The organism is Nonomuraea sp. ATR24, from assembly GCF_041950485.1.
Taxonomy (GTDB): Bacteria; Actinomycetota; Actinomycetes; order Streptosporangiales; family Streptosporangiaceae; genus Nonomuraea; species Nonomuraea ceibae.
The window spans coordinates 263,739-275,909 of record NZ_JBGNUU010000004.1; the positions used below are offsets into that span (position 1 = coordinate 263,739).

Genomic DNA, 12,171 nt, shown 5'->3' on the forward strand with positions numbered 1-12,171 from the left:
CAGTCCGTCGCCCTCACACCTCCGCGATCATCGCTTTTTGGCGGCGCAGGTCGGCCGCCATGTCGGCGTGCGCCTGGAGGGTGTTGTCGACGACGATGCGGACGGCGTCACCGGCGTCGGCGATCTCCTTGAGGAGCTTCTTGCACTTGGTGATCGTCTCGGGTCCGCCGTTGACGCCCACGTGAGAGGTGAGGAAGGCCTTGCCTTCGGTGCCGGTGCCCCACGGCTGGGCGTCCAGGCACTTCTGCACCTCGGCGATCAGGTCGGCGCACTCGCGCTCCTGGTCGCCGGCCATCGTCTTCCACTCGGTGATGCCGCGGTCGACGACGGACTTGACGACGGAGGACTCGTCCCACATGTTCATCGGGCCTCTCCCTCCTCACCCGCGAACACCTGGAAGATCGCCTCGACGTCGCCGTCGATGTGGGCCCGCATCTGCTCGGGCGGCACGACGGGCGCGAAGATCTCCACGATGCTCTCGCGCAGCCGCGCCTCGGCCCGGCGGGTGGTCTCCACGATGGTGTCGGCCAGGTGGCGGGCGTCGGGGCGGCGGTAGACGCGGGGGTCGAGGTCGAGGCCGACGAGCTCACCCCGGGAGCCGACGGTCACGCTGACGAGGCCGTCGGGCGACTTCTCGGTCACGCGCAGCTCCTTGGCCCGCGTGTGCAGCTCCATGCCCTCGTCCTGCAAGCGCATGAACATCGTCCTGAGTTCGTCGGCGTATGCCTGCATCCCCGCAGCCGAGCGGCTCGCTGCCTCCATGACACTCCCACCCAATAGCGCCACATGCGACACATCGCACTGTATGGATAGTTTCTGTCACATGAATACCAAGTAACAAGAGCCCGGCTAGACAATCTCGTCGAGGGGCACGGCCTCCTCACGAAGATCGGCCGCCTCGGCGCGCGGCACCCAGCGGCGGTAGACGCCCCGTTCGATCCGGTCCAGCCCCAGCTCGACGGCCCGGGGCGCGGACGCGCCCGCGTACTCCAGCAGCAGCTCGCCGTCGCGTTCGGCGTGCACGTGGAACGGCTCGCCGCGCCACTCGCACACGGTGATGACGAAGTGCAGCGCCTCGCACTCCTCCGCCGGCACCGGCAGCACGTGGCAGCCGGGCTCCACCTCCTCGAACCCCTCTCGCGGCTCGGCGCTGCGCAGCCTGATCCACAGTTCGAGCGAGTGCGGCTCCGGGCTGGCCTCGAAGTCCTCGCCCTGCCAGCGCGCGCGGTAGTGGTGCCAGCTCACGGCGTCACCGCCACCGTCAGCAGCCAGCGCCGCAGGTCGCCGTGGTAGAGCGCGCGCCGGTGCTCGGTGCCGGCGTCGGTCAGCTCCCAGATCTCCGCGCCGTGCGGCAGCCCGACGCCGTAGATCTTGTACTCGCGCACGAGCAGCTCGGGGTTGGGCACCAGGCCCATCCCGGCGAACGGCGGCTCCTCGACGACCCAGCCCGCCACCGCGTCACGTCCCTCCTCGTCGAGGCCGCCGTACGGGGTGCGGTAGAGGTTGAGGCCGGCCGGACGCCAGCGCAGCAGGTTGAGCGAGCCCTCGGGCGTCAGCTTGTCCGTCGCGCCGAGCGCTTCGGCGAGCACGGTGGGCGTGGCGATGTGCGAGACGTCCAGGGCGTGGTGGCAGTAGCCCGACACCCGCGAGCTGTTGCCGGTCAGCAGGTCGTCCAGGTCGCCCGGGCCGAGCACCTTCTGCATGACGGGCACGCCCGACCCCGGCGCGATCAGGAGGTCCTGGGCGAGCGTGGGCACGGCCAGCCGGGCCACGGTGCCCGACTCCAGCGGGAACCACACCGGCAGGCCCGCGTTGACCGCCAGCCCCCAGCGCGGGTCGGGCCAGGCGGCGGCCATCTCGGGGAGCGAGCTGACCCGCCAGTGCTCGGTGGCGACGCCGGCCGCCCGCATGGCCTCGACGGAGGTGTAGGCGAGCATCCACACGCGGTCGGGGCCGGTGTAGGTGGCCCACCGGGGCGGTTCGGCGCCGGCCGCCGCGGCGGCGGAGATCGGCAGCGCGAAGTCGGCGTCGCGCAGGAGGCTCAGGCACAGGTCGATCCGGCCGGCCTCGTGCGCCGCCCAGAGCTGTTCCTCGAAAGGGCTGGCTGGTTCCACGGAGGTCACAGTAATCGGCGGGAGTGAGGTGCGACGCCTGTGTGCAAGCTGGGATATTGGAGACCAAAGGTACCGATGAGGGGATACGCGGGCCCAGCATGCAGACCAACAAGGATCTCCACCAAGCTCACCGGCTGATGCAGCAGCGGCTCGGCATGGCGCTGCTGCAGGGCGAGCCTGACGTTCCGGAGTCCCCCATGCGCCGCCAGAACGTGGCCACGTTCAGCGGCATCCTCGTGGGCGTGCTGGTGCTGGCCGTGTTCGGCATCTGGGGGCTGGTGAGCCCGGGCAACGCCACCAAGCTCACCGACCCGGGGCAGCTCCTCATCGAGGAGGAGAGCGGCGCCGCGTACGTCTACAGCCAGCAGCAGCGGCGGCTGCTGCCGGTGGCGAACTACGCCTCGGCCCGGCTCATCCTCGGCTCCGGCGAGGTCACCACCCGCAGCGTGACCTCGGTCTCGCTGGCCGACTTCGCGCGCGGGCCGATGGTCGGCATCTCGGGCGCCCCCGACTCGCTGCCGGTGCGGGAGAAGCTCGTCAAGGCGCCCTGGTCGGTGTGCGTGGTCGACGGCCCCGCCGGCTCGGGCGGGCAGAAGTCGTACACGACGCTCGTGGGCGGCAAGGACGTCGGCGGGCGGCCGGTCGGCGGCGACGCCATGGTCGTCACCGACGGCCGGCAGAACTGGGTGATCTGGAACAACCGCCGCATGCGGGTGGCCGCGCACGGCGTGCGCGCGCTCGACGCCCAGCCCAGGAAGGTGCCCCCGGCCTGGCTCAACGCGCTGCCCGTCGGCCGCGACTTCGACGGCCCCGACGTGCCCTACCGCGGCCGGAAGGTGCGCTCGGGCGGCAAGGTCACCGCCGCGGTCGGCCAGGTGTTCACGGTCCCGGCCGCGCAGGGCACGGCCGCCCGCTGGTACGTGCTGTACCCCGACGGGCTGGCGCAGATCTCCGCCGTGCAGGCCAGGCTCCTGCTGGAGGACCCGGCCAGCAAGAAGGCGTACGGGAACAGGGCCGCCAGGGAGATCCCCATCGACGCCGCGTCGGCCAACGCGTCACCGTCGAAGAAGACCGTGCTCGACCCGACCCTGCCCGCGACCATGCCGCGCGCGATCAACGTGCCCGCCACCGTGCCGCTCTGCCTCGTCCACGCCGACACGCAGGCCGGCTCGGTGAAGGCGAAGGTGACGGTCGGCAGCACGATGACGATCCCGGCGCCGCCGACCCCCGGCAACCAGGACCGCTTCGACCAGGTTCTGCTCCCGCCGGGGAGCGCGGTGGTCGCCGGGCTGCTGCCCGGCGAGGGGCAGCTCGGCGCGGTGAACGCCTCGCTGTCGCTGATCACCGACCAGGGCATCCGCTACCCGGTGCCGTCGGCCGAGGTGCTCGGCAGGCTCGGCTACGACGCGGCCGACGTGGCGCCGGTGCCGGCGAGCCTCATGCACGGCATCCCCCAGGGACCGCCGCTGGATCCGGCGGCCGCGCTCACGCCCGTGGGCGCGGCCGCGGGCTGATCAGAAGCCGAAGTCCGGCATGGGCGACTCGATCTTGCCCGGGTCGAGCTCCGCCTGCGGGTTGTCGGTCAGGTCGGACTTGGCGGCGTCCCAGAGGACGCTGGCCTCCATCAGGTTCGGCTTCTCCGAGGGAAGGGCCTGCAGGCCGGGCAGGTCCTGGGAGAACTGGTTGTAGCCGACGGCCAGGGCGCCGAAGATGAGCGTGGCCTTGTAGATGAGCTTCCGGTGCTTGGTCATGATCCCCTGCAGCATGAAGTGCAACCGCGCGACGATGCTGATCGCGGTCGCCTCCGCCGTCGCGTTGGCCGGGGGCGGCGTCGGCCGCATGATCGCCACATAGCCCGCCAGCGCCAGCAGGATCACCCCGATGGCGTCACAGACCAGCGTCAGGACGTGGTAGCACGCGGCTGAGCACTTGAGCGCGTTGCCGGCGGACACCCGGTTCTGGTCCAGCTTGGCCAGGTGCCCGTCGAGCACGTTGATCTTCTCGGTGAACGACGTGTACGCCCGGCCCTCCCAGCCCTCGTTCTCGCCGATCTCCTTGCCCAGCCGCTTCAGCTCGGCCCGCACGTAGGCCAGGTCGGTGACCCCGTTCGCGTGCGCGCTCCGCCCGTCGGGGACCTGCTTGCTGCCGGCTGCCACGGGCCCCACCACCGCCGGCCCCACGTCCACAGGGGTCTTGTCGAGCCACTGGTCGCCCCCCCGATCCTGCTCGGCGGGATCGGAGATGAGCAGGGACATCAACATCCCGATCGGGCGGGCGTACGGCAGGATCACCGAGGCGGCGCCCACGGCGGCCACGGCCGAGATCATGAGCCTGTGATCGTTTTCGTAGGCCATCAGCTCAGCTACCCTTCTCCACCGATCACTGCCGGCGCGATGTCCTCGTCGTCTCCCCAGACGCCCTCGTCCTCGGGAAGCAGCGGGCCCTTCTCGCGGTCCTGCTCGTCGCGGGACGGCGCGGCGCCGCCTCCCATGGGCGGCGGGTAGAGGGGCATCCCGGTGTTGAGCGCGCGGGCGATGCTGCCCGGCCCGCCAGGGAGCCCGCCCGAGCCGCCCGAGGACATGCCCGAGCTGAAGCCCTCCGGAAAGCCGGAGCCCGTGCGGGGCATCGCGGCGCGCGGGTCGGGGCCGCCGGACAGGTTCGGCAGGCCGGAGTTGGGCAGGCCGGAGTTGGGCAGGCCGGGCACGCGCGGGTCGGCGCCGGCCAGGTCGGTGCCCGTGGGCTGGTTCAGCCCGTTCAGGTCGGGCGGGTTCCCGCCGCCGGGGTCGGGCTGCTGCGGGAGGTTCATGTCGGGCCGGTCCGGCATGTCGGGGCCCGGCCGGTCGAGGTCGTCCAGGTCGTCGGGCTTCAGGCCGTCGTCCGGCTTCTTGATGTCATCGAGGCCGTCCTTGTCCAGGCCGTCGAGAGCATCCTTGTTCAGGTCGTCGAGAGCGTCCTTGTCCAGGCCGTCGAGGGCGTCCTTGTTCAGGTCGTCCGGCTTCTTCAGGCCGTCCAGGGGATCCATGCCGCCGGGGCCGAGGCCCGACGGCAGGTCGCCGGCCCCGCCCATGGGCTTCATGCCCCCGCCGGGCAGCTTGAACTCGTCGTCCTTCGGCTTGGGCGGCTTGCTGGCCTTGTCGGCCGTCTCGCCGTTGTCGGCGGCGGTGTTGATCGCGGTCCGCCACGACTCCAGGACCTCTTTGCCCTGCTTGAGGGCGTCCGCGGCGTGGTCGCGAACCGCGCGGTGGGCGACGTTGAGCCCGCCGCCGATGACCCCGAAGGAGAACTCCGTGATGTCGATGGCCCGCGTCTTGCTGCTCATCTCGGTCAGGTCCTGACCGAAGCTCGCCACGTTGGTGCCCATGTCCCGGACACGGGTGTACTGCATGACGAACTTGGGGTCGTTGGTCCTGGGGTGGAGCCCCGCGCCACCCAGCCCTTGCAGAGTCTCCGAGAAGGAATCCGGTTCAGCCACAAGCCCCCCTTGTCACATCGCCCCCATACGCTACGCCAGCCCCGCAGGTCCGTACAGCTTTTCGGGCAAGAGCCCCATCTCCCCAGTCATGGCCCCAAACGTGCACGTCCTGCGAATACACCACGAATCCACCTGACGGATATGGGATTTTCACTTGATCATGTGCGACTCTAGGGACGATAGTTCTCTAATGTGACCAAGGGGCCGACACCAGATTGACGCCCCAAGTCAGCCGAACTGGTAAGGGAGGGACACTGTGGGCGCCGAGCCGCAGACCCAAGTAAGCGCGTCCGACCTCATCGCGGCCGTCAACCTCATCGAGGAGGCCGCCACCCGGCTGCGCACCGTCCAGCGGAACCTCGACACGGCGGGCGCCGAGCTCAAGGTCTCCTGGGCCGGACAGTCGGAGGCCGCCTTTTCCGCCGTCCTCATCAAGTGGCACGAGCGGATGGACGTCGTCCTCCAGAGCCTGCAGCGGCTGGCCGCGAACATCGGGACGACCAACAAGAACGTCGCCGCCTTCAACGAAGAGCGCCAGCAGGCGATGAACCACATCGCGAACCTCATCAGCGCTCAGCCGCCCCGCTGACCCCCTACTCACAGAACTGGAGGCCGCGATGGCCGCAGAAGACGCTTTCGACAGGACCCTTGTCAACTACGCGGGCCTCGGCCGCGGCGAGGAGGCCTTCGCCAAGGCGCACAACGAGATGGTCACCGTGCTCGACGAGCTGGAGACCGCGCTGCTGCAGAAGAGCGCGATCTGGCAGGGTGCGGCCAAGACCGTGTTCGACGAGGTCCGGCAGGTGTGGAACCGCGAGGCGAACGACATGTCGCAGTTCGTGGACCTGCTGAAGAGCAACATCGACATCACGAAGATGAACATGCACGAGGTCGACATGATCAACTCCAAGATCTTCGACGGCAGGTAGGAGCCGACGGCCGCTGGCTGACACCGGAGGGAAAGCATGGGCACCGACCGCGGTGGCGTGAACCTGAGTAGAAGTGCGATCAAGGCCGCCAGGACCGACCTGATCGAAGCCCTCGCACTGTTGCGTCCCGAACGCGGAAAAGGCGAGGTCCAGCCCGTGCTGGCCGAGGGCGGGGCGGTCGTCAGGCTCAGTTCCGACGACAAGGCCCTCACCGGACCGTGGACGGCGGCCATGGCATTCCAGAACAGCACGACCCGGGGCATCGGCGCCGTCAAGCTGTCGTACGACAACATCACGACGCAGGTGGAGAGCATGATCGAGCTGCTCACCCAGGCGTTGCGCGGCTACGACAACGCCGAACAGGCCGGTGAGGGCGCGAAGCGGACGGCCGAGGCCTGATGGTCGACTACCAGAGCGAGATCCAGTACCAGTTCGTGCCCTCCGAGGAGGAGATCACCACGCTGGAGGCGCTGCGCGAGGCGCTCAACGGCAACAAGCCGGAGCTGCTGCGCGAGGCGGCCACCGAGTTCTACACGGCCAAGGAACGGCTGGACAACCTGGTCGGCGTGCTCGACAAGCACATGCGCACGCTGGAGACGAGCTGGACCGACAGCGAGGACTCCAAGGTGGTGCGCACGGCGCTGCGCCGGCTGCGCGAGTCGGCCGCCGACGTGTCGCGCACGATCAGCGAGCACCCGCAGCAGCTCTGCCCCGTCAACCCGTCCGGCATCGCGCCCGCGCTGAACATGCACGCGGCCACGCTGGAGCGGTTCAGGGGCGAGGCCATCCCGGACAACGCCGACAACCCGTCGGTCCTCGAACGGGGTGTCCAGGGCGGCCAGATCGGCCTGAAGTTCGGCGGCCCCCAGGGCGGCATCATCGGCACCGGCGGCGGACTGGTCTACGGCCTCGGCGAGAAGCTGTTCGGCGAGTCCGAGGCGGAGAAGAACATGAAGCGGGCCAAGAAGCATCTGCGCGAGCTGACCGAGGCCACCGCGATCAACAACAACGTCTTCCCGGCACACCTGCGGACCGAGATCCCGCAGTTCGACAATCTGACCACTGACGCGCCGGTCGTCCCGTTCAACCAGGCCAGGCTGCCGGGCGGCGGCCTGCCCAACGGGATGAACCAGCCCTTCGACCCGTCGGGGCTGGGCCCGGACGGGCTGGGGGGCCCCGGCCAGGACGGCCTGTTCGACCCCGGGCAGCACCAGATCCCCGGGATCGGCGACAACCTGCCGGGTGAATCCTTCCCCGGCGGATCCGTGCCCGGCGCTCCCGGCTTCCCCGGCGACGGCTCCGGCCTGCCCGGCGGCCCCGGCCTGCCCGGCAGCGGCGTGAACTCCGGGTCCTCGACCGTGAACGCCGGGCTCCCGAACGGCCCCCAGATCCCCGGCGCGGACGTCGGCGTCGGCGACGGCAACGGCCTGGGCGCGAACGACGCGAACACCTCGCTGGCCGGCATCGGCGACCGGAACCTGCCCGGCTACCCGAACAACGCCAACGGTCTGCCCGGCACCGGCTACCCGTCCGGCCAGAACGGCGGCATCGGCTCCGCCTACGGAGGCGGCGCCGGCCCGGCCGGCGCCGCGAGCACGGCGGGGATGCGCGGCCTCGGCAACGGCTCCCCGATGTTCCCGATGATCCCGCCCGGCGGCGCCGCCGCTGGCCAGGACCGCCAGGAGCGCGAACGGACCACGTACCTGCTCGGGGACGAGGACGACTTCCGCAGTGACGTGCCGACGACGAACCACCTCATCGACGGGAAAGGCAAGGCGAAGGCATGAGCGATCCGGATGGCGGGCAGTCGCCGTCGCTGGAGCTCGCCCCCAACTTCCCCGGCATGGAGCCCGACGGGCGGGGTCCGGACATCAAGCACGACGAGGTCAGGTCCGTGCTCTCGCGGCTGCGCAGGGAGCTGGAGACGCTGCGCGGCAACGCGCCGGCCTCGATGAGCGCCACCTGGAGCGGGCCGGGCACGGTCGGCAACGTGGCCGGGCTGAGCAACGTCGGGTCCGCCGAAACCGGCCCGTGGGAGGTGGCCTCCGGCTTCGGCGTCAACACCGCCAAGGCGTACGAGGTCTTCAGCGGCAGCTATTCCGATTTCCTCGACTGCATCGAGGAGTGGGCGTTGGCCGTCGAGAAGGCCATTGACAACTACGAACGCGGTCACCTCGACAGCAGTGCGTGAGAATCGGCAGGGATGATCGATGGGCGATGCGTGGAAGCCGATCCGGGTCAAGGCTGACCTCGGTCCGGTCGAGCCCGGCTCCGAGGTCAGCAGGGACACGGTCGCGGGCTGGCTGAGCAAGGCCGACCCCGAGGCTGTCGACCGGGCCGGGGAGAGCTACATCGAGGCGGGCAAGCTCCTGCTGGGCGAGGCCGGCGTGCAGAGCGCCATCCTGAAGGCCGCCGAGGAGCTGAACGAGGTGTGGCACGGCGACAACGCCAGCCAGACCGTCCTGGGCGCGCTGCGCCTGCTGCACGCGAGCGCGGGCGCGCTGGGCAAGGCCATGAACGACACCGGCGGCCCGATGCGCACGTACGCCCAGCACATCAGGGAGTATCAGGCCAGCGTCACCGCGCTGCCGGCCACCGCCGAGCAGAACGCCGGGACGGGCGGCTCCAGCACCGGCGGGTCGAGCGGCGGCAGCAGCGGCGGATCGAGCGGCGGAACCGGCGACGGCGGTGGCAGCAGCGGCGGAACCGGCGGCTCGTCGTTCAACGAGGGCGCCGGCGGCGGGATGACCGGCGACCCGTCGCAGAACCGCAACAACTTCGACCCGGACGAGGAAGCCAGAAGGCAGCTCGCCGAGCTCAACCGGAAGATCACCGAGGTCAACTCCCGCATCGCCGAGGGCCTGGCCTTCGAGCTTCCGGAGATCACCCCGCTGGAGGTGAACCTCACCAAGCAGGCGCCTCTGGACCCCGGCAGCGGGACCCGTACCCCGTCCGGCACGACCGTGCACTGGAACGGCGGCGGCGGCAACGACGGTGGCGGCGGCGGTTTCGGTTCGGGCTCCGGGAGCGGCCAGGGGTCCTCGTCCGGCGGCGGCCCGCAGGGCGGCGACCAGCCGGGCGGCTCCCCCACGTCCCCGCGGGACACGACCGGCCCCGGCGACGGCGCCGGGCCCACCGACCCGGGCAAGGGCCCGGGCCCGGACGGCGACCAGGGCTCGGGCGGCCCCGACGGCCAGCAGCCGGGCCCCGGCGACACCCCTGGGCAGCAGCAGCCGGAACAGCAGCAGCCCACCGCTCCCCAGGGCCAGGAGGGCGAGCAGGAGCCCGCTCCCCCGGTGATCGGCGGCGAGCCCCGGACCGAGCTGGCCGAGACCCCCACCACGCCGTCCCCGCACGGCACCACCACGCCGAACCTGCTCACGCACACGCCCACCACGCCGACGCCGACCGCCACCGTCAACCCCATCGGCAGCCAGCAGGGCCCCGGCATGTGGTACGGCACGGGCGGTTCGGCGGCGACGGCGAGCCCTGCCGTGCTGCGCGGCGGCCCGGCGGCCACGGGTCACGGCTTCATGGGCTTCCCGCCCGGCGGGATGGCCGGAGCGGGCGGCAACGAGGGCCAGGAGCGCAACCGGGAGTTCTACGAGCCCGAGGGCCACGTCTTCGCCCCCGCCCAGGAGGCGGGGCCGGAGAGACTGGGCTGACCCTCTCGCCCGGGGGTCATTCCTCGACGCGCTGGTGGATCCTGGCGAGCTCGCCCATGACGTCCTCGAAGGTCTTGTTGTAGACGGCTTCGGCCTGCCGAGCCTGCTCCAGGGCGCCTTCGGGGTCGTCGGCGAAGCGCAGGGGGTTCTCCGCGCCGAAGAGCGCCTCCATCGCCTCGGTCATCTGGCGCCGGTGGTCGGCGGTGGCCGCGGCGATGGTCTCCTTGATGCGCTCGGCGAGCTCGCCCGACGTGAGGCGCATGGCCTTCGGGTGCAGGTGCAGCTCCTGCAGGCCGGGGCCGCCGATCTCCACCTTGACCAGGCCGTCCTCGTCCTCGGCGCGGCCGACCACCTTGGCCATCTCCTGCTGGAGCTCGGCCACGCGGCCCATCTGCAGGTCCGCGTTCCTGATGACCTGGTCGACGTCCAGGCTGTCGAAGTTCAGCTCGCTCATCCGTGCACCCCATACGTCACAAGAGCCCCACTTAACGGCGAAAGACTACTAACCGGCCAGGCCGCGAATCCATGTGTAGACGTCCAGCACGCCGAGCGACAGCGGGAACATCGCGATCAGCAGGATGACGTCCACCACGTCCCCGGCCCGGGCCCAGAACGGCGAGAGCTGCCCGGACGGCAGCCACACGCCGAGCCCGACGACGAGCAGGGCGAGCCAGAGCAGCCCCATCACCACCGCGGCGGCGGCCACCGTGCCGGCCCCGGCGCTCAGCGAGACGGCGCCCAGCACCAGCCCGCCGAGCCCGGCGCCCAGCAGCCAGAGCCGCTGGCCGAGGCCGTGGAAGACGCGGGCGCGCAGCAGCAGCACCAGGCAGAGCACGGCGGCCATCGAGGTGGCCAGCCAGCCCGGCGTGGCCGCCAGCGGGATCAGCGCGCCGATGGCGGTCATGGTGATGCCGATGACCATGCCGGTGGCGTACCGGCCCGCCTGGGCGGTGCGGGCGAGCACGCCGTCGCTGTCGAGCCGCTGGTTGTCGGCGCGCAGTTCCTCGGAGTTCGTCGGCAGGGCGGGCAGCGGCACCCGGGCGATGCGGAACGACAGGGTGGGGATGAGCGGGCTGAGCGACATCAGGATCGTCACGGTCATCGCCGCGACGCCCGCCGCGGGCAGCTCGAACACCATGACCACCGCCGCGGCGGCCGTGCCCGCGACCGCCGCCACGGCCGTGCCGAGGAAGCCCGCCACGCCGTCCGACACGACGGCGCCGCCGATCGTGGCCACGAGCGCGGTGCAGGCGAACGCGGCCAGCAGGTGCGGTGCGCCGAGCCCGGCCAGCGTGGAGCCGCTCGCGAGGCCGTACAGGCCCGCGAGGAAGGCGTACGGCAGGGCGGCGTAGCCGATCCACGCGCCGGCGCCGGAGTCGCCGACAGCGCGCGACAGGGCCGCGCTGACGCCGATCAGGAGCACCGCGAGCATGCCCGCGACCACGGTCAGGCCGAGCGGCGGCCCGCCGGCCAGGACGAGCGCGGGCGCGCCGAGCGCGAGCAGGACGGCCGCCGCGCCCGCGCCCATGGCCCGGGTGTGGCTCGCCTCCCACCGGCCGCTGCTGCCCTTGACGCCGGTGGCGACCACGTCGGCCACGTCGTCGTACAGCGCGGGCGGCAGCGTCGACTCGCGGGGCCGCAGGTAGAGCACCTCGCCGTTGAGCACGCCGAGCGCGGCGAGCGTCTGCCCGAGGTCGAACGGGGTGCCGCCGAGCCGCTGGAGCACCCAGCCGGGGCCGCCGACCACCTCGCCGCCGCCCTCGCCGACCGCGCGGAGCAGCCCAGGCAGCACGTGCGGCAGCGGGATGTCGGCGGGCAGCGCCAGGTCGACCCGGCGGCGCGGCGCGATGATCGTCACATGGCACAGCGGCGGCAGTGGCGCGTGCGGCATGGGCTGGTGCTGCTGCCGCGGCGCGTGCGAGGCCGGCTGAGGGGCGAGCGATGTCACAGGCCGTACTCCAGGGTTTAACCGGCAAGTCCTGACATGCCGA

15 protein-coding genes are annotated in these 12,171 nt (G+C 71.6%); 7 read left to right on the forward strand and 8 right to left on the reverse strand.

What is annotated here, in order from left to right:
• Window positions 1-13: 13 nt before the first annotated feature.
• The 4 genes from ACBI99_RS12195 to ACBI99_RS12210 all read right to left on the reverse strand — a co-directional run bounded on the left by ACBI99_RS12195 (window position 14) and on the right by ACBI99_RS12210 (window position 2,114).
• The gene (locus ACBI99_RS12195; protein ID WP_219499838.1) at window positions 14-364 is read right to left on the reverse strand and encodes a hypothetical protein; all 351 of its coding nucleotides are present in this window, start codon (window positions 362-364) and stop codon (window positions 14-16) included.
• Window positions 361-696, reverse strand: coding sequence for a YbaB/EbfC family nucleoid-associated protein (locus ACBI99_RS12200; protein ID WP_246643772.1), 336 nt, complete (start codon window positions 694-696; stop codon window positions 361-363). Before ACBI99_RS12200 ends, ACBI99_RS12195 begins: the two co-directional genes overlap by 4 nt.
• Before the next feature lie 153 nt (window positions 697-849).
• The gene (locus ACBI99_RS12205; protein WP_219499842.1) at window positions 850-1,245 is read right to left on the reverse strand and encodes a hypothetical protein; all 396 of its coding nucleotides are present in this window, start codon (window positions 1,243-1,245) and stop codon (window positions 850-852) included.
• Window positions 1,242-2,114, reverse strand: a complete 873-nt coding sequence (locus ACBI99_RS12210; protein WP_246643774.1) for an SseB family protein — start codon at window positions 2,112-2,114, stop codon at window positions 1,242-1,244. Before ACBI99_RS12210 ends, ACBI99_RS12205 begins: the two co-directional genes overlap by 4 nt.
• Window positions 2,115-2,212: 98 nt before the next feature.
• Here ACBI99_RS12210 and eccB point away from each other — a divergent pair, with 98 nt between their 5' ends.
• Entirely contained in the window at window positions 2,213-3,628 is a 1,416-nt protein-coding gene (gene eccB, locus ACBI99_RS12215; protein ID WP_375072319.1) for a type VII secretion protein EccB, read from the forward strand.
• Here eccB and ACBI99_RS12220 read toward each other — a convergent pair whose 3' ends face one another.
• Window positions 3,629-4,441, reverse strand: coding sequence for a hypothetical protein (locus tag ACBI99_RS12220; RefSeq protein WP_219499846.1), 813 nt, complete (start codon window positions 4,439-4,441; stop codon window positions 3,629-3,631).
• Window positions 4,442-4,476: 35 nt separating this feature from the next.
• Window positions 4,477-5,586: a hypothetical protein gene (locus tag ACBI99_RS12225; RefSeq protein WP_375072320.1), complete on the reverse strand. Its 1,110-nt coding sequence runs from the start codon at window positions 5,584-5,586 to the stop codon at window positions 4,477-4,479.
• A 256-nt stretch (window positions 5,587-5,842) separates the two neighbouring features.
• On the opposite strand from ACBI99_RS12225, the gene ACBI99_RS12230 reads away from it, so the two are divergent.
• The 6 genes from ACBI99_RS12230 to ACBI99_RS12255 are packed head-to-tail and all read left to right on the forward strand — an operon-like array spanning window position 5,843 to window position 10,180.
• Window positions 5,843-6,175, forward strand: coding sequence for a WXG100 family type VII secretion target (locus ACBI99_RS12230; protein WP_219499852.1), 333 nt, complete (start codon window positions 5,843-5,845; stop codon window positions 6,173-6,175).
• Between the two features lie 28 nt (window positions 6,176-6,203).
• Complete coding sequence (locus tag ACBI99_RS12235) at window positions 6,204-6,515, forward strand: WXG100 family type VII secretion target (RefSeq protein ID WP_219499854.1); 312 nt, start codon at window positions 6,204-6,206, stop codon at window positions 6,513-6,515.
• A 36-nt stretch (window positions 6,516-6,551) separates the two neighbouring features.
• Entirely contained in the window at window positions 6,552-6,914 is a 363-nt protein-coding gene (locus ACBI99_RS12240) for a hypothetical protein (protein WP_219499856.1), read from the forward strand.
• Window positions 6,914-8,302 carry a WXG100 family type VII secretion target gene (locus ACBI99_RS12245; RefSeq protein WP_219499859.1) on the forward strand — a complete coding sequence of 463 codons (1,389 nt, stop codon included), beginning with the start codon at window positions 6,914-6,916 and terminating at the stop codon, window positions 8,300-8,302. The genes ACBI99_RS12240 and ACBI99_RS12245 overlap by 1 nt, the downstream gene beginning before the upstream one ends.
• Complete coding sequence (locus ACBI99_RS12250; protein ID WP_219499861.1) at window positions 8,299-8,706, forward strand: hypothetical protein; 408 nt, start codon at window positions 8,299-8,301, stop codon at window positions 8,704-8,706. The genes ACBI99_RS12245 and ACBI99_RS12250 overlap by 4 nt, the downstream gene beginning before the upstream one ends.
• 19 nt (window positions 8,707-8,725) lie before the next feature.
• Entirely contained in the window at window positions 8,726-10,180 is a 1,455-nt protein-coding gene (locus ACBI99_RS12255; protein ID WP_357584132.1) for a hypothetical protein, read from the forward strand.
• A 16-nt stretch (window positions 10,181-10,196) separates the two neighbouring features.
• Here the strand turns inward: ACBI99_RS12255 and ACBI99_RS12260 are convergent, their stop codons facing one another.
• Window positions 10,197-10,634 carry a YbaB/EbfC family nucleoid-associated protein gene (locus ACBI99_RS12260; RefSeq protein ID WP_219499866.1) on the reverse strand — a complete coding sequence of 146 codons (438 nt, stop codon included), beginning with the start codon at window positions 10,632-10,634 and terminating at the stop codon, window positions 10,197-10,199.
• 48 nt (window positions 10,635-10,682) lie between these two features.
• The gene (eccD, locus tag ACBI99_RS12265) at window positions 10,683-12,071 is read right to left on the reverse strand and encodes a type VII secretion integral membrane protein EccD (RefSeq protein ID WP_219499977.1); all 1,389 of its coding nucleotides are present in this window, start codon (window positions 12,069-12,071) and stop codon (window positions 10,683-10,685) included.
• Between the last annotated feature and the right edge of the window lie 100 nt (window positions 12,072-12,171).